The sequence below is a fragment of the Bauldia litoralis genome, from assembly GCF_900104485.1.
Lineage (GTDB): Bacteria > Pseudomonadota > Alphaproteobacteria > Rhizobiales > Kaistiaceae > Bauldia > Bauldia litoralis.
Map to the genome: position 1 here is coordinate 481,693 of NZ_FMXQ01000001.1, position 24,486 is coordinate 506,178.

The 24,486-nt window shown below is 67.0% G+C and carries 28 protein-coding genes; 13 read left to right on the forward strand and 15 right to left on the reverse strand.

What is annotated here, in order from left to right:
- Positions 1-36 precede the first annotated feature (36 nt).
- The gene (locus tag BLT60_RS02250; protein WP_090874924.1) at positions 37-483 is read right to left on the reverse strand and encodes a GNAT family N-acetyltransferase; all 447 of its coding nucleotides are present in this window, start codon (positions 481-483) and stop codon (positions 37-39) included.
- A 158-nt stretch (positions 484-641) separates the two neighbouring features.
- Here BLT60_RS02250 and BLT60_RS02255 point away from each other — a divergent pair, with 158 nt between their 5' ends.
- Together BLT60_RS02255 and BLT60_RS02260 are read left to right on the forward strand one after the other, a co-directional pair.
- Complete coding sequence (locus BLT60_RS02255; protein WP_090874574.1) at positions 642-968, forward strand: hypothetical protein; 327 nt, start codon at positions 642-644, stop codon at positions 966-968.
- A 207-nt stretch (positions 969-1,175) separates the two neighbouring features.
- The gene (locus tag BLT60_RS02260) at positions 1,176-1,373 is read left to right on the forward strand and encodes a hypothetical protein (RefSeq protein ID WP_090874575.1); all 198 of its coding nucleotides are present in this window, start codon (positions 1,176-1,178) and stop codon (positions 1,371-1,373) included.
- A gap of 100 nt (positions 1,374-1,473) precedes the next feature.
- Here BLT60_RS02260 and BLT60_RS02265 read toward each other — a convergent pair whose 3' ends face one another.
- Positions 1,474-2,013 carry an MOSC domain-containing protein gene (locus BLT60_RS02265; RefSeq protein WP_090874925.1) on the reverse strand — a complete coding sequence of 180 codons (540 nt, stop codon included), beginning with the start codon at positions 2,011-2,013 and terminating at the stop codon, positions 1,474-1,476.
- Positions 2,014-2,038: 25 nt separating this feature from the next.
- Positions 2,039-3,442, reverse strand: coding sequence for a 3-isopropylmalate dehydratase large subunit (leuC, locus tag BLT60_RS02270; protein WP_090874926.1), 1,404 nt, complete (start codon positions 3,440-3,442; stop codon positions 2,039-2,041).
- A gap of 312 nt (positions 3,443-3,754) precedes the next feature.
- Between leuC and BLT60_RS02280 the strand changes: the two genes are divergently transcribed.
- A complete protein-coding gene (locus BLT60_RS02280) occupies positions 3,755-4,531 on the forward strand; it encodes a phosphodiester glycosidase family protein (RefSeq protein WP_090874577.1) in 777 nt (258 codons plus the stop codon).
- On the opposite strand, the gene BLT60_RS02285 is transcribed toward BLT60_RS02280, so the two are convergent.
- From BLT60_RS02285 to msrA, 7 genes are all read right to left on the reverse strand, one after another.
- Positions 4,532-5,425 (reverse strand): metallophosphoesterase, encoded by an 894-nt coding sequence (locus BLT60_RS02285; RefSeq protein ID WP_090874578.1) that lies wholly within the window; start codon positions 5,423-5,425, stop codon positions 4,532-4,534.
- A 162-nt stretch (positions 5,426-5,587) separates the two neighbouring features.
- Positions 5,588-5,980, reverse strand: a complete 393-nt coding sequence (gene rplS, locus BLT60_RS02290) for a 50S ribosomal protein L19 (protein WP_090874579.1) — start codon at positions 5,978-5,980, stop codon at positions 5,588-5,590.
- A 98-nt stretch (positions 5,981-6,078) separates the two neighbouring features.
- A complete protein-coding gene (gene trmD / locus BLT60_RS02295) occupies positions 6,079-6,786 on the reverse strand; it encodes a tRNA (guanosine(37)-N1)-methyltransferase TrmD (RefSeq protein ID WP_090874580.1) in 708 nt (235 codons plus the stop codon).
- Positions 6,783-7,334 carry a ribosome maturation factor RimM gene (gene rimM, locus BLT60_RS02300; protein ID WP_090874581.1) on the reverse strand — a complete coding sequence of 184 codons (552 nt, stop codon included), beginning with the start codon at positions 7,332-7,334 and terminating at the stop codon, positions 6,783-6,785. Before rimM ends, trmD begins: the two co-directional genes overlap by 4 nt.
- 2 nt (positions 7,335-7,336) lie before the next feature.
- Positions 7,337-7,744 (reverse strand): 30S ribosomal protein S16, encoded by a 408-nt coding sequence (rpsP, locus tag BLT60_RS02305; RefSeq protein ID WP_090874582.1) that lies wholly within the window; start codon positions 7,742-7,744, stop codon positions 7,337-7,339.
- A gap of 62 nt (positions 7,745-7,806) precedes the next feature.
- Positions 7,807-9,330 (reverse strand): signal recognition particle protein, encoded by a 1,524-nt coding sequence (ffh, locus tag BLT60_RS02310; protein ID WP_090874927.1) that lies wholly within the window; start codon positions 9,328-9,330, stop codon positions 7,807-7,809.
- 444 nt (positions 9,331-9,774) lie between these two features.
- Positions 9,775-10,515: a peptide-methionine (S)-S-oxide reductase MsrA gene (gene msrA / locus BLT60_RS02315; RefSeq protein ID WP_244521110.1), complete on the reverse strand. Its 741-nt coding sequence runs from the start codon at positions 10,513-10,515 to the stop codon at positions 9,775-9,777.
- Positions 10,516-10,716: 201 nt separating this feature from the next.
- Here msrA and dapF point away from each other — a divergent pair, with 201 nt between their 5' ends.
- From dapF to BLT60_RS02350, 7 genes are all read left to right on the forward strand, one after another.
- On the forward strand, positions 10,717-11,598 hold the full coding sequence (dapF, locus tag BLT60_RS02320) for a diaminopimelate epimerase (RefSeq protein WP_090874929.1): 882 nt from the start codon (positions 10,717-10,719) through the stop codon (positions 11,596-11,598).
- On the forward strand, positions 11,598-12,851 hold the full coding sequence (gene mtaB, locus BLT60_RS02325) for a tRNA (N(6)-L-threonylcarbamoyladenosine(37)-C(2))-methylthiotransferase MtaB (protein ID WP_090874583.1): 1,254 nt from the start codon (positions 11,598-11,600) through the stop codon (positions 12,849-12,851). Before dapF ends, mtaB begins: the two co-directional genes overlap by 1 nt.
- 222 nt (positions 12,852-13,073) lie before the next feature.
- Positions 13,074-14,171 carry a signal recognition particle-docking protein FtsY gene (ftsY, locus tag BLT60_RS02330; RefSeq protein ID WP_090874584.1) on the forward strand — a complete coding sequence of 366 codons (1,098 nt, stop codon included), beginning with the start codon at positions 13,074-13,076 and terminating at the stop codon, positions 14,169-14,171.
- Positions 14,168-14,536 carry a hypothetical protein gene (locus BLT60_RS02335; protein ID WP_090874585.1) on the forward strand — a complete coding sequence of 123 codons (369 nt, stop codon included), beginning with the start codon at positions 14,168-14,170 and terminating at the stop codon, positions 14,534-14,536. Before ftsY ends, BLT60_RS02335 begins: the two co-directional genes overlap by 4 nt.
- Positions 14,533-14,886, forward strand: a complete 354-nt coding sequence (locus BLT60_RS02340) for a cupin domain-containing protein (RefSeq protein WP_090874586.1) — start codon at positions 14,533-14,535, stop codon at positions 14,884-14,886. The genes BLT60_RS02335 and BLT60_RS02340 overlap by 4 nt, the downstream gene beginning before the upstream one ends.
- A gap of 281 nt (positions 14,887-15,167) precedes the next feature.
- Complete coding sequence (locus tag BLT60_RS02345; RefSeq protein WP_090874587.1) at positions 15,168-15,809, forward strand: septation protein A; 642 nt, start codon at positions 15,168-15,170, stop codon at positions 15,807-15,809.
- On the forward strand, positions 15,806-16,378 hold the full coding sequence (locus BLT60_RS02350) for a DUF2585 family protein (protein ID WP_175478254.1): 573 nt from the start codon (positions 15,806-15,808) through the stop codon (positions 16,376-16,378). The genes BLT60_RS02345 and BLT60_RS02350 overlap by 4 nt, the downstream gene beginning before the upstream one ends.
- Positions 16,379-16,381: 3 nt before the next feature.
- On the opposite strand, the gene BLT60_RS02355 is transcribed toward BLT60_RS02350, so the two are convergent.
- The 3 genes from BLT60_RS02355 to BLT60_RS02365 are packed head-to-tail and all read right to left on the reverse strand — an operon-like array spanning position 16,382 to position 17,861.
- A complete protein-coding gene (locus tag BLT60_RS02355; RefSeq protein WP_090874588.1) occupies positions 16,382-16,966 on the reverse strand; it encodes a DsbE family thiol:disulfide interchange protein in 585 nt (194 codons plus the stop codon).
- On the reverse strand, positions 16,963-17,139 hold the full coding sequence (gene ccmD / locus BLT60_RS02360; RefSeq protein WP_090874589.1) for a heme exporter protein CcmD: 177 nt from the start codon (positions 17,137-17,139) through the stop codon (positions 16,963-16,965). The genes BLT60_RS02355 and ccmD overlap by 4 nt, the downstream gene beginning before the upstream one ends.
- Positions 17,136-17,861 (reverse strand): heme ABC transporter permease, encoded by a 726-nt coding sequence (locus tag BLT60_RS02365; RefSeq protein ID WP_090874590.1) that lies wholly within the window; start codon positions 17,859-17,861, stop codon positions 17,136-17,138. Before BLT60_RS02365 ends, ccmD begins: the two co-directional genes overlap by 4 nt.
- Before the next feature lie 173 nt (positions 17,862-18,034).
- Between BLT60_RS02365 and BLT60_RS02370 the strand changes: the two genes are divergently transcribed.
- Entirely contained in the window at positions 18,035-19,228 is a 1,194-nt protein-coding gene (locus tag BLT60_RS02370; RefSeq protein ID WP_175478255.1) for an MFS transporter, read from the forward strand.
- 9 nt (positions 19,229-19,237) lie between these two features.
- Here the strand turns inward: BLT60_RS02370 and ccmB are convergent, their stop codons facing one another.
- Together ccmB and ccmA are read right to left on the reverse strand one after the other, a co-directional pair.
- Positions 19,238-19,909 (reverse strand): heme exporter protein CcmB, encoded by a 672-nt coding sequence (gene ccmB / locus BLT60_RS02375; protein WP_090874592.1) that lies wholly within the window; start codon positions 19,907-19,909, stop codon positions 19,238-19,240.
- Between the two features lie 202 nt (positions 19,910-20,111).
- Positions 20,112-20,723 carry a heme ABC exporter ATP-binding protein CcmA gene (gene ccmA / locus BLT60_RS02380; RefSeq protein ID WP_342028564.1) on the reverse strand — a complete coding sequence of 204 codons (612 nt, stop codon included), beginning with the start codon at positions 20,721-20,723 and terminating at the stop codon, positions 20,112-20,114.
- Between the two features lie 167 nt (positions 20,724-20,890).
- On the opposite strand from ccmA, the gene acnA reads away from it, so the two are divergent.
- Entirely contained in the window at positions 20,891-23,614 is a 2,724-nt protein-coding gene (acnA, locus tag BLT60_RS02385) for an aconitate hydratase AcnA (RefSeq protein ID WP_090874594.1), read from the forward strand.
- 119 nt (positions 23,615-23,733) lie between these two features.
- A complete protein-coding gene (locus tag BLT60_RS02390) occupies positions 23,734-24,480 on the forward strand; it encodes a DUF1223 domain-containing protein (protein WP_090874595.1) in 747 nt (248 codons plus the stop codon).
- Positions 24,481-24,486: the final 6 nt, after the last annotated feature.

Consider the following 24,486-nt stretch of genomic DNA (forward strand, 5'->3'; position numbering starts at 1 on the left):
AAGGAGGAGTCCCGACGGCCTCCCCTCTCGGTCCGGTCACCTGATCGCGACCGAGAAGGCGGCCCACCCGCCGGGATGACCGAACCGCTCGGCAAGCGCCCGCGCGACTGGCGGCTTCTCCGGCACGAGCCAGCGCAGGTTGTCCCAGTCGCGCTTGGCGGCCTCGCCGGCGACCGCGTCGAGCAACGCCTTCTCGACTCCCTGCTCGCGCGAATCCTGGATCACGAACATCTCGTTGAGCTGCCCGATCCGCCGGCCGTTCATCATGTCGGGCAGGTCGAAGAAGACCGCGAAGCCGGCAAGCCGCCCTTCGAGCCGCGCCCCGAGGATTTCCGCGGTTCGGTCGTTGAGCAGCAGTTCGGCGTAAAACTCGTCGGGCCGCCTCGGGGCGCCGCGGTTTCGCTCCTGCGCGCAGGCCGCCAGGAGCGGCGCCAGTTCATGGGCGTCGCCAATCGAAAGTCGTGTCGTGTCAATCGTGCTCATGGACGCCAGTTTCATCGCTTCGCGGCGCGGGTCAAGCCGAAGCTGAACCGCTGCTGAACCGGCGTCTCAGTCGCGGTTCAGCGCGACGGCCCAGAATGACCATCAGGGCGACGCGATACGGACCGACTTTCCCGTCCACAGGCGAAAGGATTGCGCGCATGCTGAAGAAAACGATAATCGCCGGTGCCGCCGCCATCATGGTTGGCGCAGGCGCGACCGGCATCGCATCGACCCCGGCTTCGGCCGGCTATTACAATGGCGGCGGCGTCTGGTTCGGCTGGAGCACGCCGCGCTACACGCCCCATCCGCCGCCCCGGTTCTACCCGCGTTCACCCCCGCGAAAGTACCGCGTACCGGCCAAAAGACAGGTGTGCACGCCGCGGTTCAGGACCGTCCGCGCCTGGAAGCCACGCCGCGGATGGGTGACCTATCGGGTCTATGCCGGCAAGGTGTGCCGATGGCAGCCGACGTATCGGAGGTGGTGAAAATCTCCACAAAACTGCCCGGATATGGTCACGGACGCGCCCTAGCGCAGCCGCTTTCCTGAAGTTTTATGTCGCAATGGAACCTTGCGTGAACCGTGATCGTTCATATGTCTTCAAGACCGCTGTGATTGACTTCACTGAAGAACGCGGCGGGACACGCCATAATAAGTTCAAGGGCGAAATACAGCCCAACAGGGAAATGGTGCCATGAGCTACAGGATTCCGATCGGACCGGCTGCCGCACTCTTCGAGGAAGGCGCCTATGACATGTTCCCGGCCCCGGCCGAGCGCGTGACCCGCTTCGCGGATACGCCTGTCGCCTTCATCAAGGACACCGACGCCATCAGGCTGGCGCCTGCCGACGAAATGCCGGCTCGGCCGACTGAAGGACGCAAGTATCACTGAGCGGCTTTATCCCCCACCCCGACCTCCAAAGCTGCCAGTAGAAAGAACGGCCCCGTGCGCCCCCGCGGGGCCGTTCGCTTGTCAGCCGTCCGAAGACCCCTCAGACGCGCTCCAGCGGCCGCTGCGGACCCTCAGGGAGGGCGACGGCGATCGCGTCCCCCGGACGAACGTCGCCACCGGCGACGACCACCCCCATGATCCCGGCCTTGAGAACAAGGTTGCCCGCGGCATCGCGGTCGAGAACCGCGGCCATCAGTCCGGGCTGGAAGTCGTTGAGTTGATGGCAGGGATTGCGGAGGCCGGTGATCTCGACGACCGCCGTTTCGCCGAGCGCGAGGCGGGCGCCGACCGGCAGTCCGAGCAGGTCTATCCCCTCCGTCGTGACATTCTCGCCCATGACACCGGGTGTGACGGTGAATCCGCGTCCGCGCAGTTGGTCGAACAGCTCGGCGTGGATCAGGTGAACCTGCCTGAGATTGGGCTGGGTCGGATCGCGGGCGACACGCGAGCGATGCTTCACCGTCTCGCCGCAATGCGCATCACCCTCGACGCCAAGCCCGGCCAGCAGGCGAATTGCGGCAGCCTCGGGCTTGCTGAAGGTATGCGCGGGAGAGAGGCTGACCGCCCTAACACGCGGCATCGCGCCCCCTCCCGACATGTGTCGCCTAGCTCCAGTCCCGGATGTCAACGAAATGCCCGGCGATCGCCGCCGCCACCGCCATCGCCGGCGACACCAGGTGGGTGCGGCCCTTGAAGCCCTGCCGTCCCTCGAAGTTCCGGTTCGAGGTCGACGCGCAGCGCTCGCCCGGCTTGAGGCGGTCGTCATTCATCGCAAGGCACATGGAGCAACCCGGCTCGCGCCACTCGAAGCCGGCGGCCAGGAAGATCTTGTCGAGGCCTTCCGCCTCCGCCTGCTCCTTCACCAGCCCCGAGCCGGGAACAACCATCGCGCTGACCCCATCGCGGACCCGCTTGTCGCCGATGATCTTGGCGGCGGCGCGCAAATCCTCGATACGGCCGTTGGTGCAAGAGCCGACAAAGACCCGCTCGACCGGGATCTCGGTGATCTTCGTACCGGCCGCGAGCCCCATATAGGCCAGCGACCGCTCGACCGCGCGACGGCGGTCGGGATCGGCGATATCGGCGGGATCCGGCACCCTGCCGTCGATGGTGGTGACGTTCTCGGGGCTCGTTCCCCAGGTCACCAGCGGCGGCAGCTTCGACGCATCGAGACGGACCTCGCGATCGAATTCGGCGCCTTCGTCGGACTTCAGCGTGTCCCAGTAGCGAAGCGCCGCATCCCAGTGCCCGTCCTTCGGCGCTTTCGGCCGGCCCTTGATATAGGCGTAGGTGGTCTCGTCCGGCGCGATCAGGCCGGCGCGGGCACCGCCCTCGATCGACATGTTGCAGACCGTCATCCGGCCTTCCATCGACATCGCCTGGAAGGCCTCGCCGGAATATTCCATCACGTGCCCGGTGCCGCCGGCGGTGCCGATCTCGCCGATGATCGCCAGGATGATGTCCTTCGACGTCACGCCGGGCGGCGGCGTACCGTCGACGGTGATCCGCATGTTCTTCGCCTTCTTCTGGATCAGCGTCTGGGTGGCGAGCACATGCTCGACCTCCGAGGTGCCGATGCCATGGGCGAGCGCCCCGAAGGCGCCATGCGTCGAGGTGTGGCTGTCGCCGCAGACGATCGTCATGCCGGGCAGCGTGAAGCCCTGCTCCGGGCCGATGATGTGGACGATGCCCTGCCGGTGATCGAGTTCGTTGTAATACTCGACCCCGAAATCCTCGGCGTTCTTCGCCAGCGCGTCGACCTGGATCTTCGACTCCTCGTTGGCGATCCCGCCGCTGCGGTCGGTGGTCGGCACGTTATGGTCGACGACCGCGAGCGTCTTCTGCGGCGCACGGACCTTGCGACCGGCGAGGCGAAGGCCCTCGAAGGCCTGCGGGCTGGTGACTTCATGGACGAGGTGGCGGTCGACATAGAGCAGGCAGGTTCCATCGTCGTCCTGATGAACAACGTGGTCGTCCCAGATCTTGTCGTAGAGGGTTCTCGGCTTCATTGGATATGCCTTGCAAAGCTGCGCGATCCGCATGGATCGCCGAATAGCTGGACTGTCACGGACACCGCGCCCGGACGCGGGCGGTCAAAGGTCGCCCGGCCCCCTCGCGGCAACGATCCGAGCGTGGAATCGCCAAGGCAGCCGGAAATGGTCGGCGATTACACCGACCCCGGCCATCACGGCACTCCCGTCGCTTTTCGCCACGTGTCCGATTGCGTTCATGCGGTCTATATACGGCAAGGCATCATCAGTTTGGAATACCTCGTTCATATGGTGGGCCGAATGGATGATTCACGGAGGGAAAGTCGAAAAATGCGGTTTGACTGGAAATCATTCGCGGCCGTCGCCGTCTCCCTGGCCGCAGGCGCCGTTCTCTCGGCGACACCGGCCGCCGCGGCCTGCGAGCGCCAGAGCTTCGAGGACGCCGCCTATATCGTCTGCGGCTTCGATCTCGCCGAGGCGGATGTCCGGTTGTTCTGGCGCGGCGCCGACGACGCGCCCCATGCCACATTCTCCGCGCTGGCGGCCGGCCTCGAGGCCGAGGGACTGGCCCTCGCCTTCGCCATGAACGGCGGTATGTATGGCGACGACCTCAGTCCGATCGGCCTTTATGTCGAGGGCGGCGAGGAACTGCGGTCCGTCAACACCGAAACCTCCGACATCCGGCCGGAACCAAACTTCTACAAGAAGCCGAACGGCATCTTCTATCTTACCGCCGACGCGGCCGGGGTAATGGCGACCGACGACTACCTCGCGCAACCACCGGAGGCCGCCTTCGCCACTCAGTCCGGCCCGATGCTGGTGATTGACGGAAAGCTGCACCCGGCCTTCATCCCCGGCTCGACATCCCTCAAGCCGCGCAACGGGGTCTGCGCCCCGACGCCCGGCGAGGTGCGCTTCGCGATCACCGAAGGCAGCGTCAGTTTCCACGATTTCGGCCGCTTCTTCCGCGACCACCTTGGCTGCGACAACGCCCTGTTTCTCGATGGCGGCTCGGCGCCGGGCATCTATGCGCCGGACCTCGGGCGCGACGATCCGCCGGGCCATGGTGGCTACGGGCCGATCATCGCCGTGGTCGAGCCGAAATAGTCAGGATGCGACGGCGTCGCCGCCAAGTTCGACCAGAACGATCTCCGGCGGCACCCTGAAGCGGATCGGCATCTTCGAGCAACCGAGGCCGCCGGAAACAAGCAGGTGGCGGCCCTCCTCGACGATATGGCCGTAGGCGAAACGGTCGCCATAGGCCGAAGGAACGACCGGACGCCCGAGGAAGGGGAGATTGACCTGTCCGCCATGGGTATGGCCGGACAGGGTCAGGCTGACCCGCGCGGGGACCTGCGTGAAAATGTCCGGTTCATGGGCGAGCAGCACCACCGGCCGGTCGTCGGTGACCTGCGCCAGCGTCCCCGGCAGGTCGTCAACCCCGACGAACCGGCTGTGGCCAACCTGGCGGGCGAGTTGGTCGCCAAGCCCGGCCAGCCAGAATGCCGAACTGTCGGTCGCCGGGATGAGTTCCACGGTATTCTCCATCACCGGGATACCGTTATCGACAAGGGCCGCGCGTATTCCGTCGACATCGGTCCACCAGTCGTGGTTTCCGAGGATCGACCGGACGCCGAGAGGCGCCTCCAGCCGACCGAGCACCCGCGCCCAGTCCGCGATGGGCACCGCGCTGGTGCCGAACCGCGACATGCTGCCGATGAAGTCCCCGAGCAGCACGATGACATCCGGCTGCAGCCCGTTCGTGACCGCGACGATCTCCTCCAGTCGCGAAATCGGCATCCACGGATCGCAGATGTGGGGATCCGCGATCGCCGCGATGCGCACCGGCCGGCGACCCGCCGGCCAGCCGGGCGGCGTCAGCCGGTAACGCGTCACCTCGAGGCGGAAGCGCGGTTCAATGGCAAGGGCGTAGGAACTCAGGCCGACGCCCGCCAACGCGGTCAGGCCAGTGAGCTTGAGGAAGGAGCGACGTGACATCATCCGCCAAAGATAGGCGGCGAGTTTGTCTCAAACGTGCGCCCGGGCCGACTCTTTCGCGGAATAGTAAACGACGCGTCCGCGCATGCCGCTTGCAGCGCACACGCCGACGCCCGACGACGAGCGTCGCCGGGTGGCGGTATCCGGCAAAGAAAGAGGTGCGGACTATTCGGCCGCGGCGGCAGCGCGCGGCGGACGGCGGTCCTGCTTCTCGACGATACGCGCCGATTTGCCGCGACGTCCACGCAGGTAATAGAGCTTCGCCCGCCGGACCTTGCCGCGACGAACGACATCGATCGAATCGATGACCGGCGAGTAGACCGGGAAGACGCGCTCGACGCCTTCACCGTAGGAAATCTTCCGGACCGTGAAGCTCTCGTTGAGGCCGCCACCGGAACGCCCGATGCAGACACCCTCATAGGCCTGGATGCGGCTGCGGGTTCCCTCGGTCACCTTGACGTTGACGCGGACGGTGTCGCCGGGGCCGAATTCAGGCACAGCGCGGACGGCTGCGATCGATTCGGCCTGCTCTTTCTCGAGCTGCTGTATGATGTTCATGGTCGGAACCTCTTCTCACGACAGGCGGCGGCGCACCAAAAAGTGCGATCCGGCCGTTTACCCCGCGGTCAATATATGAAAGCCGGCGGTTCCATACGCTAATCGGCGGGCTTTGTCGATTCCCGAAGCGCGATAAGATCGGGCCGGCGTTCAGCCGTCAGGCGAAGCGCCTCCCTGCGTCGCCATTCGGCGATCCGGCCGTGATTGCCGGAGGTCAGCACCTCGGGGATCGGCTGGCCCTCGAAGTCCGCCGGCCGGGTGTATTGCGGGTATTCCAGCAGCCCATCGGCAAAGCTCTCGCTCTCGGCCGATATCGCATTGCCCATGACACCCGGAAGCAGGCGTACCGCCGCGTCGAGCAGCGCCATCGCGGCGATTTCACCGCCCGACAGCACGAAGTCGCCCAGCGAGACTTCCTCAAGCCCGCGCCCTGCGATCACGCGTTCGTCGACGCCTTCGAACCGCCCGGCGAGGATCACCGCGCCGCCGCCGGTGGCAAGTGTCCGGACCCGGGCCTGGTCGAGGGGACGGCCGCGCGGGCTCATCAGGAGCCGCGGCCGTTCGTCGCCTGCGGGGCAAGCGGCATCGATCGCCGCCGCCACCACGTCGGCCCGCATCACCATGCCCGGCCCGCCGCCGGCCGGCGAATCGTCGACGGAGCGGTGCCTGTCGGTGGCCGAATCGCGAATGTCGCGGACCTCCAGCGACCAGATCCCCTCCTCCAGCGCCCGCCCGGCGAGACTGCGGCCGAGCGGTCCCGGAAACATGTCGGGGAAGAGGGTGAGGATCGTCGCCGCGAACGTCATGGCGTCGGGTCCTGATCGGATTCGTCGTCAAGCAGCCCCACCGGCGGATCGACGACGACTCGCCCACCGGCAATGTCGACCTCGGGCACCACGGCAAGGCTGAACGGCACCAGCAGGGTATCGCCGCGCGGCGGTGCGATCTCGAGGAGATCGCCGGCGCCGTAATTCTGGACGCCGACCACGGTGCCGAGCGCCCTGCCGTCGACGGTCGCCGCGGCCAGGCCGATCAGGTCGGCATAATAGAACTCGTCGTCGCCGGCCTTCGGCAGTCGCTCTTTCGGTACGCTGAGCTCGATGCCGTTCAGCGTCTCCGCCTGGTTGCGGTCGGCGACGCCCTTGAAGCGAACGACCAGCAGGTCGGGGTTGGTGCCGGCCGCCGGCCTGAGGGCCAACACCTCAAAGAGGCGCCCGTCGGGCGCCTCCAGCGGTCCATAGGCGGCGATGTCGGCCGGCGTCGCGGTGAACGCCTTGACCCGCACCTCGCCCTTGATGCCGTGCGCGGCGCCGATCCGGGCAATGACGACCCGGTCCGCCGCCGACGCGCTCATCGTCAGCTCGCGGGCGCTTCGGCCGCCGGCTCTTCGGCCGGCTCGGCGGGAGCAGCAGCCGCTTCGGCGGCCTTGACCTTCGCTTCTTCAGCCGCGGCGGCGCGCTCCTGGGCCTTTTCGCCCGGCTTCGCCTTGTTCGGGTTGTTGCGCGGCTTGCGCTTGGCAAGGCCGGCGGCGTCGAGGAAACGCAGGACGCGGTCGGTCGGCGTTGCGCCAACGCCGAGCCAATGCTGGACCCGCTCGGTCTTGATCACCACCCGGTTCTCGTCGGTCTTCGGCAGCATCGGATCGTAGGTGCCGACGATCTCGATGAAGCGGCCATCGCGCGGCGAGCGCGAGTCGGCGACGACGATACGGTAGAAGGGACGCTTCTTGGCGCCACCACGGGCAAGGCGAAGTTTCAGGGACATTCGGTTACTCCTGTTGAGGTGTTTGAGCCGGTCGCGAAATGCCGCGCGGCGATGGTTTCTGTCTATTTCTTCTTTCCGGGCAGGCCGGGCAGACCGCCGAGGCCAGGAAGCTTGGGGCCGCCGATGCCGGGAAGGCCCGGCAAACCGCCAGGCAGACCGCCCGGCAGGCCGCCGCCCTTGGTCAGGCGTTCCAGGGTCGCAGGGTCCATCGGCGGCATGCCGCCGCCACCGGCGCCGGGCATGCCACCCATACCGGCCATGCCCGCCATCCGGCTGAACATGCCCTTCCCCTTGCCCATCTGCTTCATCATGTCCGCCATTTGGCGATGCATTTTCAGCAGCTTGTTGATTTCCTCGACCCGGGTTCCCGAGCCGGCGGCGATGCGCCGCTTGCGGCTCGCCTTGAGGATGTCCGGCTTCTTGCGCTCCTGCTTGGTCATCGACGAGATGATCGCGGTCTGGCGCTTGAAGACCGAGTCGTCGACGCCCATCGCGTCGATCTGCTTCTTCATCTTGCCGACGCCGGGAAGCATGCCCATCACCCCGGACATGCCGCCGATCTTGGCCATCTGGCCAAGCTGTTCGGCGAGATCGTCGAGGTCGAACTGCCCCTTGCGCATGCGCTCGGCCGCTTTCGCCGCCTGCTCGGCGTCGATATTGGCGGCGGCCTTCTCGACCAGCCCGACGACGTCGCCCATGCCGAGAATGCGGCCGGCGATCCGCTTCGGGTCGAATTCTTCCAGGGCGTCGAGCCGCTCGCCGACACCGATCAGCTTGATCGGCTTCTCGGTCACCGCCCGCATCGAAAGGGCCGCACCACCGCGGCCGTCGCCATCGACGCGGGTCAGCACGATGCCGGTGATCCCGACCCGGTCGTTGAAGGATTTGGCGACATTGACCGCGTCCTGGCCGGTCAGCGCATCGGCGACGAGCAGGATCTCGTGCGGATTGGTCGTCCGCCTGATCTCGGCCATCTCGGCCATCAGCGACTCGTCGATGTGGGTGCGGCCCGCGGTGTCGAGCATCACCACGTCGTAGCCGCCGAGGCGGGCGGCGGAGAGCGCCCGCTTGCCGATATCGACCGGCATCTGGCCGGCGACGATCGGCAGCGTGTCGATGCCAGCCTGCTCACCGAGGATCTTCAACTGTTCCTGCGCGGCCGGACGGCGGGTATCGAGCGAGGCGATCAGTACCTTGCGCTTCTCGCGATCGGTGAGGCGCCGCGCGATCTTGGCGGTGGTCGTCGTCTTGCCCGAGCCCTGAAGGCCGACCAGCATGATCGGCACCGGCGCGGCAGCGTTGAGATCGATGGTCTCGGCGTCCGAGCCAAGCATCTCGACCATCTGGTCGTTGACGATCTTGACGACCATCTGGCCCGGCGTCACAGAGCGGATCACTTCCTGGCCGACAGCGCGGCTGCGCACCTTGTCGGTGAAGGATCGGACGACATCGAGCGCCACGTCGGCCTCGATCAGGGCGCGGCGCACCTCGCGCATCGCCTCGTTGACGTCGGATTCCGACAGGGCGCCACGCTTGGTGAGCTTGTCGAAAATCGAACCGAGGCGTTCCGAAAGGGTATCAAACATCGTTTCTTCGCCGTTGACCGTTGTCGGGTCGCCTAAAGTCGTCGCCGTCCGGCCCTGCCGCAACCGGCGGAGCCATGAATTACATGCGCTTTCGGCGCCCGCGGGCGCATCGCGCTGGCGGACGTTGACCTCCGGGATCCCGTCCCGGTCGGCGTATCGAAAGTCGCAGCTCTTCTCAGAGTTGGCGGGTTTCTACGGCTCCGGCGCGCCTAAGTCAACCAAACCGGCCCGGCAGGCCGCTTGGGAACGGGTTGCCACCGCGCTTCTCAGCGCGAAAAGACTCGCGGTCCGGCACAATATGATCCCGGACCGCGAGAGAATGTAATGAAGAACACTGGTGCTGAAAGAAGGGCGATGCCCTTCAGTCAGTCGCTATCGTTCTTTGGTGACACTGGTTTGACAGGACAGAAAATCGTTTCATGTCAGGCGCTTGCGACCTCTCGATCAGCTGTTCCCGCCAGCCCCGACGAGCTTGGGCTCAGCACGCCATACATCGGGGAACATCGTCCGCAGGTTCTCGACCTTCGGCAGGTCGTTCCAGACGATGTAGGCCTGGTTCGGATGGTGGAAGGCGTAGTCCTGATGGTAGTCCTCGGCCGGGTGAAAGACGTCGAGATCAGACAGTTCTGTAACGATCGGCGCCGGGAAGACGGCCGCCTGGTTGAGCTGGTCGACATAGGCCTTCGCCACCTTCGCCTGTTCTTCGTCGGTGAAGTAGACGGCCGAGCGATACTGGGTGCCGACGTCCGGCCCTTGGCGGTTCAACTGGGTCGGATCGTGGGCGACCGAGAAGAAGATCTGGAGTACTTTGCCGTAGCTGATCGTTGACGGATCGTACGTGATTTCAACAACTTCGGCATGGCCGGTGACGCCGGCGCTGACCTCGGGATAGGTCGGGTCGGGTGACTCGCCGCCGGCATAGCCCGAGACGGCGTTGGTGACGCCCTCGACATGCTGGAACACCGCCTGGACGCCCCAGAAACACCCGCCGGCGACGACGGCCGTCGCAAGCTTGCCGTCGGCCGCGGCCATCTGGTCGAGGGCCGGCGGCGGGATCTGGGTCGCCTTCTCGGCGGCATGGGCGCCCATGCTCTGGCAAAGAAGATCGAGGCCGATGACACCGGCGCCAAGCACAACGGCGATTGACAGCGCCGGCAACCGGGCGGAAAGACTTTGCGCGACCATGGTAACCCCTCCAACGGATCTGACCGGCCGGGATCATTTCCCTTCGGCCGTCTGTGGAAACGATAGGCCGGTCAGTCGCTCCGCAGTACTCAATTCCTGTTGATCCGGCCGTGTAGTCGCGATGACAGTGGCTGCGACCGGCTGGCAATTCGTTTGGCTTTCCGCCATATAACGCGGGACCCAACAAACGGCCTGAAGACCATGTCCGCCCCGGCGATCCGCTTTCGCAAGATGAACGGCCTCGGCAACGCGTTTGCCATTCTGGACGCGCGTGAAACGGGGGTGAATCTCCCCATGGACGCCATCCGGACGCTCGGCGGACGGGATGGAATCGGCTTCGATCAGCTCATTACCATCGAGCCGTCCCGAAACGGCGTCGACGCCCGCATGCGCATCCATAATCGCGACGGCGGCGAGGTCGAGGCCTGCGGCAACGCCACCCGCTGCGTCGGCTGGATCCTGATGGGGGAGAGCGGCGGCAAGTCGGCGACGATCGAGACCGCCGCCGGCCTGCTCAAGGCCTTCGACACCGGTACGCCGGACATGATCTCCGTCGACATGGGCAAGCCGCGCTTCGGCTGGCAGGAGATTCCCCTGGCCGAACCGTTCCACGACACCCGGGCCATCGAATTGCAGATCGGCCCGATCGATGCCCCGATCCTGCATTCGCCCTCGGCGGTCAACATCGGCAACCCGCACGCCATTTTCTGGGTCGACGACGTCGACGCCTATGACCTCGAGCGCTTCGGGCCGCTGCTCGAGCACCACCCGATCTTTCCCGAGCGCGCCAACATCTCGCTGGCCAGGGTCGAAAGCCGCACGGCGCTCACCGTCCGGACCTGGGAGCGCGGCGTCGGGCTGACCCGGGCCTGCGGCACCGCCGCCTGCGCCTCGGCGGTCGCGGCAATGCGCAAGGGGTTCTGCGACCGCGAGGTCACGGTGACGCTGCCCGGCGGCCCGCTGACCATCGCCTGGCGCGCCGACGACCACGTGATGATGACCGGCGCGATCGAGTTCGAATTCGACGGCACCATCGACCCGGAGACATTTGCCTGGTCCGCGAGCCGCAAGGGCGCGGCGTAATGGCGGAGCGCGTCATCACCTTCGGCTGCCGGCTGAACGCGCTGGAATCGGAAGTGATGCGGGCGCGGGCCGACGCGGCCGGGATGGAGGACGCCATCCTCGTCAACACCTGCGCCGTGACCAACGAGTCGGTGCGCCAGGCCCGTCAGGCGATCCGCCGCGCGCGGCGCGAAAACCCGGACGCCCCGATCGTCGTTTCCGGCTGCGCCGCGCAGATCGAAACCGAGACCTTCGCCGCCATGGAGGAGGTCGACCTCGTCCTCGGCAATGCCGAGAAGCTGATCGCGGAGAGCTACCGGCCGCCGGATTTCGGCGTCGGCGACACGGCGCCGGTGCGGGTCAACGACATCATGTCGGTGCAGGAAACCGCCGGCCACCTGATCGAGGGGATGGACGGACGCGCGCGCGCCTTCGTCGAGATCCAGAACGGCTGCGACCATCGCTGCACCTTCTGCATCATCCCCTACGGGCGCGGCAATTCCCGCTCGGTGCCGATGGGGGCCGTGGTCGAGCAGGTGCGGCGGCTGGTCGACAATGGCTACCGCGAGATCGTGCTGACCGGCGTCGACATCACCTCTTACGGCAGCGACCTGCCCGGCAAGCCGAAGCTCGGCGCCCTCACCCGCTCGATCCTGCGGCATGTCCCGGCACTCGAGCGGCTGCGGCTGTCGTCGATCGACTCGATCGAGGTCGACACGGCGCTGCTCACCGCGATCGCCGAGGAAGAACGGCTGATGCCGCACTTCCACCTGTCGCTCCAGCATGGCGACGACATGATCCTCAAGCGGATGAAGCGACGGCATAGCCGGGCCGACTCGATCCGCTTCGCCGACACGGTGCGCCGGCTGCGGCCCGACGTGGTGTTCGGGGCCGACCTGATCGCCGGCTTCCCGACCGAGAGCGAGGCGATGTTCGACAACACGCTCGCCATCGTCGACGACTGCGACCTCACCCACCTCCATGTCTTTCCGTTTTCGCCGCGCCCCGGCACTCCGGCCGCACGGATGCCGCAACTCGACCGCGCCGTGGTCAAGGAGCGCGCCGCCCGGCTGCGCGCCAAGGGCGAGCAGGTGCTCGCCGCGCATCTCGCGGCGGAGGAGGGTGCTGCGCGTCAGGTGCTTGTCGAGCGCAACGGCGTTGGACGGACGGAGTATTACACCCCGGCCGAGATTGACGCCGGCCGCCCGGGCGAGGTTATCGCCGCCCGGATCACCGGCCACTCCGGCCGCTCGCTGATCGCCGAGGCGGCGTGACCGTGGCCGCCGACTCAAAGGTCGTGTTGGCGCGGTCGTGCGTTCTTCGAGGCTCGGCCGCTGTCGCGGCCTCGCACCTCAGAATGGCGGGTTGGGGGCTTTCCGGAGCGGAGACCTCGTCGCGTGTCCCTGAGTTTCTCACCCCCATCGCCATGCTGAGGTGCCCGCGTGATACGCGGGCCTCGAAGCACGCACATCGGTCAGCCGCGTGGAGTCGACATCATGGCTGAAGGCAAGGGTCTTTTCCGCCGGGTCTTCGGCGGCGGCAAGCCGGCTGAGAGCGAGAAGCAGGATGCGCCGGAGGCGGCGACCGACGCGCCGATCCGGGAGACCCCGCCGGCCGCCCCACCTGAACCGCCCGCGCGCCCGCCGGTGGTCGCCGAGCCGCCTGCGCCCGAGCCGAAGCGGTCGTGGTTCCAGAAGCTCAAGAGCGGCCTTGCCCGGTCCTCCAGCGCGCTGTCCGAGGGCATCACCTCGATCTTCACCAAGCGCAAGCTCGACGCGGCGGCGCTGGAAGAATTCGAGGACATGCTGATCAGGGCCGACCTCGGCGTCGACACGGCGATGGCGATCGCCGAGAAGCTCGGCGAGGGCCGCTACGACAAGGAAATCTCCGGCGAGGAAGTGAAGGCGGTGCTGGCCTCGGAGATCGAGAAGCGGCTGGCGCCGGTCGCCATGCCGCTGGCCATCGACCCGGCGCTGAAGCCGCATGTCATCCTCATCGTCGGGGTCAACGGCACCGGCAAGACGACAACGATCGGAAAGCTGACCGCCAAGCTGACGGCGGAAGGCAAGCGCGTGGTGCTGGCCGCCGGCGACACCTTCCGCGCCGCGGCGACCGAGCAGTTGAAGATCTGGGGCGAGCGTACCGGCTCGCGGGTGGTGGCGAAGGACACCGGGGCGGACGCCGCCGGCCTTGCCTTTGACGCGCTGACCGAGGCGCGGGCCGAGCAGGCCGACGTGCTTTTGATCGACACCGCAGGCCGGTTGCAGAACCGCGACGAACTGATGGCCGAGTTGGAGAAGATCGTCCGCGTCGTCCGCAAGGTCGACCCGACCGCCCCGCATAGCGTGCTGCTGACGCTCGACGCGACGACTGGCCAGAATGCGCTGAGCCAGGTCGAGATCTTCGGCAAGCGGGCCGGCGTCACCGGGCTGGTGATGACCAAGCTCGATGGCACGGCGCGCGGCGGCATCCTTGTCGCCATCGCCGCAAAATACGGCCTGCCGGTGCATTTCATCGGCGTCGGCGAAGGCATCGACGACCTCGAACCCTTCGAGGCCGGCGACTTCGCCCAGGCGATGGTGGGCGGGCAGTGACCGCCGCCGCCGAAGCGACACCCGACAACTGCGCAAGCGCGGACAAGCCACTGCCGATACCGTCGACGCGCGAAGCCGATGCAATGCTCGAGGCGATCGACGCGCTCTGCGCCAGCCTCGCGCCGCGCCTTGTCGCGGGGCTGGCCATCGTCCGCGACAATCCCGGCCGAACACCGCAACAATGGTCGGTCAAGGATAGCGCCGACGCGACCGTCGTTTCCTTCGGGCTGATCGACCGCACCTTCTTCTGGACCTGGGACCAGGGGGTGAGCAACCATTACGCCAAGAGTCGCGAAACGGTGACCCGTATCGTCACCGGCGAACTGGCGCGGTTCGGGCATCTGAGCGACGGAGGGGCGGGATGACCGACAAGGCCAACCTGGCGGAGAAGCTGGCGGGCTTTGACCAGCACTATGCGCCGCGCACGGTCGCCGAGTTCAACGGCCACGACGTGATGGTGGCGAAGCTCAAGGGGCCATTCGTCTGGCACAAGCACGACGAGACCGACGATTTCTTCCTTGTCCTCAAGGGCATCCTCGACATCGAGATGCGCGACCGCACGGTGACGCTCGGTCCCGGCGAGGTATTTGTTGTCCCCAGGGGTGTCGAGCATCGGCCAGTTGCCCGAGAGGAGGTTCACATCATGCTGATCGAGCCCACCGGCACGCCGAACTCGGGCGACCCGAAGACCGCCGCGCCGCGCCGGCTGGTGTGAACCGGGGGCAGTGGTGCGTCCTTCGAGGCTCCGCTTCGCGGAGCACCTCAGGATGGCCAGGATGGACGGACTTCGGATCCAATCTTGCCCCGGGACAGGAACGCTTCGCCGAAATCCTGAGACGCGACCGGAGCACGTCAGGATAGCTAGGACGGACGGACTTCGGATCCAATCTTGCCCGAGGACAGGAACACCGCGCCGCCATCCTCAGGTGCGAGCGAAGCGAGCCTCGAAGGACGCACGGACTAGCTTCCCGATGGCTCATTGACTAAGTAGTCGCCATGGAATTCGAGAAAGGCCCCAACGAAGCCGGTCGCAAGCCGATCAACCCGTTGCTCAAGCTGGCGCTGGAGCTGGGGCCGCTTGGCGTCTTCTTCTTTGCCAACGCGCGCGGCGAATGGCTGGCCGAGCGGTTTCCGGCACTCGAGCAGCTTGGCGGACCGCTCTTCGTCGCGACGGCGCTGTTCATCGTTGCGACGCTGATCGCCCTGACGGTCTCCCTGATCCTGACCCGGCGGCTGCCGATCATGCCGCTCATCACCGGCGTCGTCGTGCTGATCTTCGGCGGGCTGACGCTGTGGCTGCAGGATGAGACCTTCATCAAGATGAAGCCGACCATCGTCAACGTGCTGTTCGGGGCGACGCTGCTGATCGGCCTCGCCTTCGGCAAGTCGCTGCTCGGCTATGTCTTCGATTCGGTGTTCAGGCTGAGCGACGAGGGCTGGGAAAAACTGACGCTGCGCTGGGGGCTGTTCTTCTTCGTGCTGGCGGCGCTGAACGAGATCGTCTGGCGCTCGGTGTCGACCGACATGTGGGTGAACTTCAAGGTCTTCGGCATCATGCCGATCACCTTTGTCTTCACCCTGTTCCAGCTGCCGCTGATCAACCGCTACACGCTGCCTGAAAAGGACGCCGGCAGTTGAGCGAGGCGGCCGGCGGCAATCGTCGCGGGCTGATACTGCTCCTTTGCGGGCTGGCGATCTTCGTCGTCACCGCCATCGTGCTGGCCGCCATGGGCCAGCCGTGGATCGCACCCGACGGGACGATCCGGCTGTGGGACAGCGGCGCCGGCACTTCGCTGCACCTGCTCGACTGGTACGCGCTTTCCCATATCATCCATGGCTTCCTGTTCTACCTGCTGCTGTGGCTGGTGGCGCGCCGGCAGTCGCTCGGCGTCCGGGCGCTGATCGCCATGGTCATCGAGGCCGGCTGGGAGATCCTCGAGAACACCCCCTGGGTGATCGATCGCTACCGCGACGTGACAGTGTCCGGTGACTATGTCGGCGATACCGTGCTCAACTCGACCTCCGACCTGGCGGCGATGCTGGTCGGCTTCTACCTCGCGGCGCGACTGCCGGTCTGGGTGACGGTGGTGCTGGCGATCGTGCTGGAGCTGGTCGCCGCCTGGGTGATCCGCGACAACCTGACCCTCAACGTCATCATGCTGGTCTACCCGATCGACGGCATCCTCGCCTGGCAATCGGGCGGGTAAGGATCAGCCGTCCGGCTGCATCGCCTTCTCGATCTCCGGCAGGATAACCTCCGACAGCGTGTCGACGCCGATCGGGCCGATATGCTTGTAGCGGATAATCCCCTTCGCATCGACGATGAAGGTTTCCGGTACGCCGTAGAGGCCCCAGTCGATGCCGGCGCGGCCGTTGGGGTCGACACCGATCAGGGCATAGGGATTGCCGAGATCGGTGAGGAAACGGCGGGCGTTGGACGGCTGGTCCTTGTAGTTGATACCGACGACCTGGAAGCGATCATCCTTCGCCAGTTCCATCAGTTGCGGATGTTCGATCCGGCAGGGGCCGCACCACGAGGCGAAGACGTTGACGACGGTGACGCCGCCCTCGAGATCGGCGCGGGCGAGGCCCGGCCGGGCGATGCCTTCCAGCGGCGGCAGGTCGAAATCGGGCGCCGGCCTGCCGATCAGCGCCGAGGGAATGGCGTCGGGATTGCCGCCGGTCTCCAGCCGGATCAGGAAGACCGCCGCCAGCGCCACGAAGACGAAGAGCGGCAGGAGCATGATGAGGCGCGGACGCCGGGGCGGCGCGGCCTTGTCGTCGGTTGGCGTCATGACCCGGCCTTCCCGGCCGAACGACGGCGGACGCCGCGGGCCTCAAGCTCGGCGAGACGCGCGCGCTGGCTGCGCCCGTCGAGGACGATCCACACGACCATGCCGATGAGCACCACCGCCGCCAGCAAGTAGGCGGCGAGGATGAAGCCCTGATGGATGCCGGGCTCGATCATCCCGTCGCGGCGACGATCTGCATGGCGCGGACCCGGCGCCGGAGGATCTCGTTGCGCATCGCCATCAAGAGGAGCGAGGCGAAAAGCAGGGTCATCGCCGCCGCCATGATCATCAGCGGCCACAGCATCGACGGGTCGATGGTCGGTCCGTCGAGGCGGAAGACGCTGGCCGGCTGGTGGAGGGTGTTCCACCAGTCGACCGAGAACTTGATGATCGGGATGTTGACGGTGCCAACCAGGGTCAGGATCGCCGCGGCGCGGGCCGCCTTGCCCGGATCCTCGACCGACTGCCACAGGGCGATCAGGCCGAGGTAGATGATGAACAGGATCAGCACCGAGGTCAGCCGCGCATCCCACACCCAGTAGGTGCCCCAGGTCGGCTTGCCCCATAGCGCGCCGGTGACCAGCGCCAGGAAGGTGAAGGCGGCGCCGATCGGCGCGGCGGCCTTCTGCGCGACATCGGCCAAGGGGTGGCGCCAGACCAGCGTGCCGAGGGCAGCGACCGCCATCACCCCGTAGCAGGCCATCGACAGCCAGGCGAAGGGGACGTGGATGAACATGATCCGCACCATGTCGCCCTGCTTGAAGTCGGCAGGGGCGACGAACAGACCGAGATAGAGCCCGACCGCCAGGCCAATCGCCGTGACCGCCCACAGCCATGGCAGCAGCCGGCCGGCAAAGGCGAGAAAGCGGGTCGGGTTGGCGAGATCGCTGATCGGCATGGGTGGTGTTTTAGGGTCGGATCGCGGTGGCGGCAATGGGACACGGCAGCGCGTCGACGCCATATCAATCCGCCACCGATCCCACTAGACTCGCCCGAAAGCGCCGCCACCGGCGCACGCCCCCTCAGAAGGCCGCCCTGCCATCCTCGGCACGGCATCAGGAAGCGCTCCCGATGTTCTTCACGCCCGCCCGCCTGATCATGACGATCTTCACGCTGCACTCCTTCGTCCTGACCAACTGGTTTCCGCGCATTCCGGACATGCAGGCGAAGCTCGGCGTAAGCACCGGCGAATTGTCCCTCGGGCTGCTGGGCGCCGCCGTCGGCACGCTGGTCGCCCTGCCCTTCGCCGGTCAGATCATCGAATGGCTGTCGCCCCGGCGCTCCATCTTCATCGCCTTCGTCTTCTATTGCCTCGGCTATGCCCTGGTCGGCTGGGCGTGGAGCGTGCCGAGCCTGTTCGCCTTCCTGTTCCTGGGCGGCCTGTTTCTCCCCGTTGTCGACGTCGCCATGAATGTCGAGGCCGACCGGATCGAGGCCAGCCTCGGCCGGCGGATCATGAACACCTGCCACGGCTTCTGGAGCATCGGCTCGATCCTCGGCGGCCTGATGGGCGCCGGCTTCGCCAGCCTCGAGATCGACATCCGCTGGCACCTGGCCATCGTCGCTGTGATCAGCGTGCCGATTGCCCTGACGGTCGCCGCGCGGCTGCCGCGCCTGCCGGCGCGCGATGCGGAGGGCGCCGACAGCGGCAGGCGACGGCGCTTCAGCGTCGCGCTGCCGACGCTTGCGCTCCTGCCGCTCTGCATCTTCTCCTTCGGCATGCTGCTGGTCGAGGCGGCGGCGCTCGACTGGAGTTCGCTGTTCATGCGCTCGGTGATGGAGACGACGCCCTTCGGCGCCGGTATAGGCTTCGCCGCCTTCACCATCGCGATGGCGGTCGGCCGGTTCCTCGGCGACTGGGCGGCGGGCCGGTTCGGGCCGGTGGCGGTGGCGCGGACCTGCGGCATCATCGGCCTTGCCGGGTTGCTGGCGCTGGTCACCGCGACGGTCTTCCTGCAGGCGGTCGTCGGCCTCGCCGCGATCGGGCTCGGCGTCTCGGTCGCCGTGCCGCTGGCGGTCAGCGCAGCGGCGAGCCGCGGCGACCGCCCCGCTTCGGTCAACGTCGCGGCGCTGTCGCTGATCTCCTTCGCCGGCTTCCTGGTCGAGCCGCCGCTTGTCGGCTACGGCGCGGAGTGGGGCGGCAGCCTGCGCATCGGCCTGGCGATCACCATGCCGGCGATCGTCGCCAGCATCCTGCTGGCCGGCCATGTCCGTCGGACGATGAAGACCCCGACACCGGCCAATCCCCTGTCCGAACTCGCCTGACGGCAGCCGCTAGTCCAGCCCCGACCGCAGCGCCGCCGCCCCGGCCACCGCTGCGACCACGGCGCTGACCAGCGACAGGGCGACGAGGATGAGGAAGGGCGGCAGGAACGGCGCCGGGCCGACGATCACCGACGACGCCGCGCTGACGCCGAAGATCAGGACGGGGATCGCGAAGGGCAGGACCAGCACGGCGATCAGCAGGCCGCCCCGACCGAGCGCCGTAGTCAGCGCCGCGCCGACGGTGCCGACGAGGGTCAGCGCCGGGGTGCCGGCAAGCAGGGTCAGCGTGACGGCACCAAGCGCCACCGGCTCGATCGCCAGCAGAAGGCCGAGGAACGGCGCGGCAACGACCAGCGGCAGGCCGGTGGCGAGCCAATGGCCGGCGGCCTTGGCCAACACGATCAGTTCCAGCGGATGGCCGGAGAGGTGCAGGAGGTCGAGCGACCCGTCGCTGCGGTCGTCCTGGAAGAGGCGGTCGAGGCCGAGCAGCGTCGCCAGCAGCGCGCCGATCCACAGGATCGCCGGGCCGATGCGCGACAGCAGGTTGAGATCGGGCCCGACACCGAAGGGGATGATGGTGACGACGGTGAGGAAGAAGATCAGCCCGACCAGCGCACCGCCCCCGGTCCTGAGCTGGAGGCGCGCGGTCTGCCCGGCGACGGCGGCAAGCGCGGCGATCATGGCCGGCCTCCGGTGGCGGGGCAATCGCGCAATCGAACTGGTCCCTCGGCATTGCGTCCTTCGAAGCCCGGGCTTCGCCCGGGCACCTCAGGATGGCCAAGGAGTTTGCCTCCACAAGAAACAACATCGCCATGCTGAGGTGCGAGCGCAGCAAGCCTCGAAGCACGCAGCAGCAGGGAGCGGGGCCACCCGCACACCGGCTTCATGCCGCTGCCTTGCCAAGCACGATGGTGGCGGTCGGGTCGACCGGCAGTGGCCGGTGGATCGCGGCGAGAACCAGCCCACCGCAAGTGCGATGGCGCTCGATCAGGCGACCGAGCGTCGCCTCGGCCGCGGCGTCGAGGGCGGTGGTGGGCTCGTCGAGCAGCCAAATGGGTCTATCGATGACAAGGAGGCGCGCAATGGCGACCCGGCGCTTCTGGCCGGCGGACAGGCGACCGACCGGCAGATGCGCGAGACCGCCGAGGCCGACATCCTCCAGCGCCTCGTCAAGGTCGCCGGCACCGCCATAGAGACGCCGCCAGAAGGCAAGATTCTCCGCGATGGTAAAGGCCGGCTTGAGCGCCTCGAGGTGGCCGAGATAGTGGACGGCGACGCCGCGACCGGCATCCGGCGCCGGGTCGAGGACAATCGAGCCCCTGGCCGGGGCCAGCAGGCCCGCGACAATCCGAAGCAGGGTCGACTTTCCGGCGCCGTTCGGCCCTGTAACAGCCAGCACGTCGCCCGGCCCGATCGAGAAAGATACGTCCTCGAAAACGGTACGGTCGCCACGGCGCGCGGCAAGGGCTTCGGCGGTCAGGCGCAAGGCGGCCAAATCCGGCTCCCTGCCCGCTGCCGCCGGCGGTTTCCGGGCGCCAGACAGGGCCCGGAATCGATATTCTGGAACAGCTCCATGAAATTCACTATAAGGCCGGTAATCCATGCCGTCGCCTGCGGGAAATCCCCCCGTCAAAGCCTGGTCCGAGCGACCCCTCCCGGTCGATGGAACCCGGCGCGCAATCTAGGAGCCTAGCCACCGTGAGCAACCCGTCCCTCGACACGTTCAAGAGCCGCGCCACCCTGACCGTCGGCGCCCGCGAATATGATTATTTCAGCCTGCCGCAGGCCGAGAAGAACGGATTGCCGGAGATTGCGAGCCTGCCCTTCTCGCTCAAGGTGCTCCTCGAAAACCTTCTGCGCAACGAGGACGGGCGGACGGTCACCGACGGCGACATCCAGGCGATGGCCGCCTGGCTGACCGACCGGTCGAGCGACCGCGAGATCGCCTTCCGGCCGGCGCGCGTGCTGATGCAGGACTTCACTGGCGTGCCGGCGGTGGTCGACCTTGCAGCCATGCGCGATGCGATGGCCTCGCTTGGCGGCGACCCGGAGCGGATCAACCCGCTGGTCCCGGTCGACCTCGTCATCGATCACTCGGTCATCGTCGACGATTTCGGCAATCCGAAAGCCTTCGCCCACAATGTCGACCTCGAATACCAGCGCAACGGTGAGCGCTATCGCTTCCTGCGTTGGGGCCAGTCGGCGTTCCACAACTTCCGGGTCGTGCCTCCGGGCACCGGCATCTGCCACCAGGTCAATCTCGAATACCTGTCGCAAACGGTGTGGGTGAACGAGGATGGCGAGCGGCCGGTGGCCTATCCCGACACGCTGGTCGGCACCGACAGCCACACCACCATGGTCAACGGCGTATCGGTCCTCGGCTGGGGCGTCGGCGGCATCGAGGCCGAAGCGGTGATGCTCGGCCAGCCGATCTCCATGCTGATCCCGCAGGTGGTCGGCTTCCGACTGACCGGCAAGCTGCGCGAGGGGATCACCGCGACCGACCTCGTGCTGACCGTCACCGAGATGCTGCGCAAGAAGGGCGTCGTCGGCAAGTTCGTCGAATTCTACGGACCGGGCCTCGACCACATGGTGCTGGAGGACCGGGCGACGATCGGCAACATGGCGCCGGAATACGGCGCGACCTGCGCGATCTTCCCGATCGACGACGAAACGCTGCGCTACCTGACGCATACCGGGCGCGACCCCGAGCGCATTGCGCTGGTCGAGGCCTACGCCAAGGCCCAGGGCATGTTCCGCGACGCCGGTGCGGCCGAGCCGGTCTTCTCCGATACTCTGTCGCTCGATCTCGACACCGTCCTGCCGTCGATCGCCGGCCCGAAGCGGCCGCAGGATCGGGTCCTCCTGTCCGAGGCCAAGCAGAAGTTCGCCTCGGCTCTGGAAACCGAGTTCAAGAAGGGCAACGGCAACGACCTCCGGGTGCCGGTCAAGGGCGAGGACTATGACGTCGGCCATGGCGACGTGGTCATCGCCGCGATTACTTCCTGCACCAACACCTCGAACCCCTATGTGATGATCGGCGCCGGGCTGCTCGCCCGCAACGCGGCGGCCAAGGGCCTGAAGGTCAAGCCGTGGGTCAAGACCTCGCTGGCGCCGGGAAGCCAGGTGGTCGGCGAATACCTCAACCGCTCCGGCCTGCAGCCGGAACTCGACAAGCTCGGCTTCAACCTGATCGGCTTCGGCTGCACCACCTGCATCGGCAACTCGGGGCCGCTGCCGGCGCCGGTTTCGGAGGCGATCGCCGAGGGCGACCTCGTCGCCGCGTCGGTGCTTTCGGGCAACCGCAACTTCGAGGGCCGCATCAACCCGGACGTCCGGGCCAACTACCTCGCCTCGCCGCCCCTGGTCGTCGCCTATGCGCTGGCCGGCTCGATGAAGGTCGACCTGGCGACCGAGCCGCTCGGCACGGGCAGCGACGGGCAGCCGGTCTATCTCAAGGACGTCTGGCCCTCGACCACGGAGATCGCCGAATTCGTCCGGGCAAACATCACCAGCGACCTGTTCCGCACCAAATACGCGGACGTCTTTACCGGCGACGAACACTGGCAGACCATCGAGGTCGAGGGCGGCCAGACCTATGCCTGGACCATGGGCTCGACCTATGTGCAGAACCCGCCCTATTTCGAGGGCATGGGCAAGGAGCCGGAGCCGGTCGCCGACATTGCCGGGGCCCGTGTCCTCGGACTGTTCGCCGACTCGATCACCACCGACCACATCTCGCCTGCCGGCGCGATCAAGACCAACAGCCCGGCCGGCGAATACCTGATCGAGCACCAGGTGCGCCCGGCCGACTTCAACCAGTACGGCACCCGCCGCGGCAACCACGAGGTGATGATGCGCGGCACCTTCGCCAATATCCGCATCAAGAACCAGATGGTGCCGGGGGTCGAAGGCGGCGTCACCGTCCACCAGCCGGACGGCGAGATCATGCCGATCTACGACGCGGCGATGCGCTACCTGGCCGACAACGTGCCGCTGGTCGTCTTCGCCGGCAAGGAATACGGCACCGGTTCGTCCCGCGACTGGGCGGCGAAGGGCACGCGGCTCCTCGGCGTTCGGGCGGTCATTGCCGAAAGCTTCGAGCGTATCCATCGCTCGAACCTGATCGGCATGGGCGTCCTGCCGCTGGTCTTCCAGGACGGACAGTCGTGGAAGTCGCTCGGCCTCGACGGCAGCGAGACGGTGACGATCTCCGGGATCTCGGAGGGGCTCAAGCCGCGCCAGACGCTCGAGGCGGAAATCACCTTCGCCGACGGTACGGTCAAGGTCGCGCCCCTGCTTTGCCGGATCGACACGCTCGACGAGCTCGAATACTTCAACAACGGCGGCATCCTCCAGTATGTCCTGCGCCGCCTGGCCGCCTGATCGTGAGGGTTTGACGAAAATCTCACCCGAACGTGACTCGCAATTGAGACAGCCGGTCCATAACTTCGCCTGATGAAGAGAGTGACCGGCCGTCCCGGCTGTCCGATCGGAACCCGACAATGACCGCAACAGCACGCGCCATTGCGACCGTTATCCTGAGCGCCAGCCTCTCGGCGGGTGCGATGCCGGCTTTTGCCGACACCCGGGCGGTGGTCGAGCTGTTTACCAGCCAGGGTTGCTCGTCCTGCCCGCCGGCCGACGAATTGCTGGCCGAATACGCGGCGCGGGACGACGTTCTCGCGCTGTCCTTCCCGGTCGACTACTGGGACTATCTCGGCTGGAAGGACACGCTTGCCAGCCACGAGAATACCGAACGCCAGCGCGCCTATGCCACCGCGCGTGGCGATCGGCAGGTCTATACGCCCCAGGTGATCGTCAACGGCGTCGAGCACATGGTCGGCAGCAGCAAGGCCAAGATCGACAACGCCATCGCGACGATGGACGGCGCGCTCAGCGTGCCGATCACAATGACAGCCGGGTCCGACGCGACCACGGTGACCATTGGCGCGGCAAACAACAGTACCCCCGACAAGGGGATGATCTGGCTGGCGATGTATGACGATCCGGTCACGGTGCCGATCGGTCGCGGCGAGAATACCGGCAAGTCGATCACCTACACCAACGTCGTCCGCAAGCTCCGCCCGATCGCGATGTGGAAGGGCGAGGAAATGACCGTCGAGCTGCCGAAGAGCGAACTGGTCCACGCCGACGTATCGCGCTGCGCCGTCATCCTCCAGACCGAGCTTCCCGACGGCTTGCCCGGCCCGATCCTGGGCGCCGCCGCCATCGACTATCCGGCGATGTAGCCCGAC

Coding starts and splice junctions, on each gene's coding strand:
- BLT60_RS02280 (WP_090874577.1), top strand. CDS start 3,755: ATGCGGTTTGACTGGAAATCATTCGCGGCCGTCGCCGTCTCCCTGGCC.
- trmD (WP_090874580.1), bottom strand. CDS start 6,786: ATGACGTTCGCGGCGACGATCCTCACCCTCTTCCCCGACATGTTTCCG.
- rplS (WP_090874579.1), bottom strand. CDS start 5,980: ATGAACATCATACAGCAGCTCGAGAAAGAGCAGGCCGAATCGATCGCA.
- ccmB (WP_090874592.1), bottom strand. CDS start 19,909: ATGATCGCCGCGCTTGCCGCCGTCGCCGGGCAGACCGCGCGCCTCCAG.
- BLT60_RS02255 (WP_090874574.1), top strand. CDS start 642: ATGCTGAAGAAAACGATAATCGCCGGTGCCGCCGCCATCATGGTTGGC.
- BLT60_RS02250 (WP_090874924.1), bottom strand. CDS start 483: ATGAGCACGATTGACACGACACGACTTTCGATTGGCGACGCCCATGAA.
- BLT60_RS02285 (WP_090874578.1), bottom strand. CDS start 5,425: ATGATGTCACGTCGCTCCTTCCTCAAGCTCACTGGCCTGACCGCGTTG.
- ccmD (WP_090874589.1), bottom strand. CDS start 17,139: ATGATCGAGCCCGGCATCCATCAGGGCTTCATCCTCGCCGCCTACTTG.
- BLT60_RS02365 (WP_090874590.1), bottom strand. CDS start 17,861: ATGCCGATCAGCGATCTCGCCAACCCGACCCGCTTTCTCGCCTTTGCC.
- ffh (WP_090874927.1), bottom strand. CDS start 9,330: ATGTTTGATACCCTTTCGGAACGCCTCGGTTCGATTTTCGACAAGCTC.
- rimM (WP_090874581.1), bottom strand. CDS start 7,334: ATGAGCGCGTCGGCGGCGGACCGGGTCGTCATTGCCCGGATCGGCGCC.
- mtaB (WP_090874583.1), top strand. CDS start 11,598: ATGGCGGAGCGCGTCATCACCTTCGGCTGCCGGCTGAACGCGCTGGAA.
- BLT60_RS02370 (WP_175478255.1), top strand. CDS start 18,035: ATGTTCTTCACGCCCGCCCGCCTGATCATGACGATCTTCACGCTGCAC.
- BLT60_RS02260 (WP_090874575.1), top strand. CDS start 1,176: ATGAGCTACAGGATTCCGATCGGACCGGCTGCCGCACTCTTCGAGGAA.
- BLT60_RS02390 (WP_090874595.1), top strand. CDS start 23,734: ATGACCGCAACAGCACGCGCCATTGCGACCGTTATCCTGAGCGCCAGC.
- BLT60_RS02340 (WP_090874586.1), top strand. CDS start 14,533: ATGACCGACAAGGCCAACCTGGCGGAGAAGCTGGCGGGCTTTGACCAG.
- acnA (WP_090874594.1), top strand. CDS start 20,891: ATGGAACCCGGCGCGCAATCTAGGAGCCTAGCCACCGTGAGCAACCCG.
- dapF (WP_090874929.1), top strand. CDS start 10,717: ATGTCCGCCCCGGCGATCCGCTTTCGCAAGATGAACGGCCTCGGCAAC.
- leuC (WP_090874926.1), bottom strand. CDS start 3,442: ATGAAGCCGAGAACCCTCTACGACAAGATCTGGGACGACCACGTTGTT.
- BLT60_RS02355 (WP_090874588.1), bottom strand. CDS start 16,966: ATGACGCCAACCGACGACAAGGCCGCGCCGCCCCGGCGTCCGCGCCTC.
- BLT60_RS02265 (WP_090874925.1), bottom strand. CDS start 2,013: ATGCCGCGTGTTAGGGCGGTCAGCCTCTCTCCCGCGCATACCTTCAGC.
- rpsP (WP_090874582.1), bottom strand. CDS start 7,744: ATGTCCCTGAAACTTCGCCTTGCCCGTGGTGGCGCCAAGAAGCGTCCC.
- ftsY (WP_090874584.1), top strand. CDS start 13,074: ATGGCTGAAGGCAAGGGTCTTTTCCGCCGGGTCTTCGGCGGCGGCAAG.
- BLT60_RS02345 (WP_090874587.1), top strand. CDS start 15,168: ATGGAATTCGAGAAAGGCCCCAACGAAGCCGGTCGCAAGCCGATCAAC.
- msrA (WP_244521110.1), bottom strand. CDS start 10,515: ATGGTCGCGCAAAGTCTTTCCGCCCGGTTGCCGGCGCTGTCAATCGCC.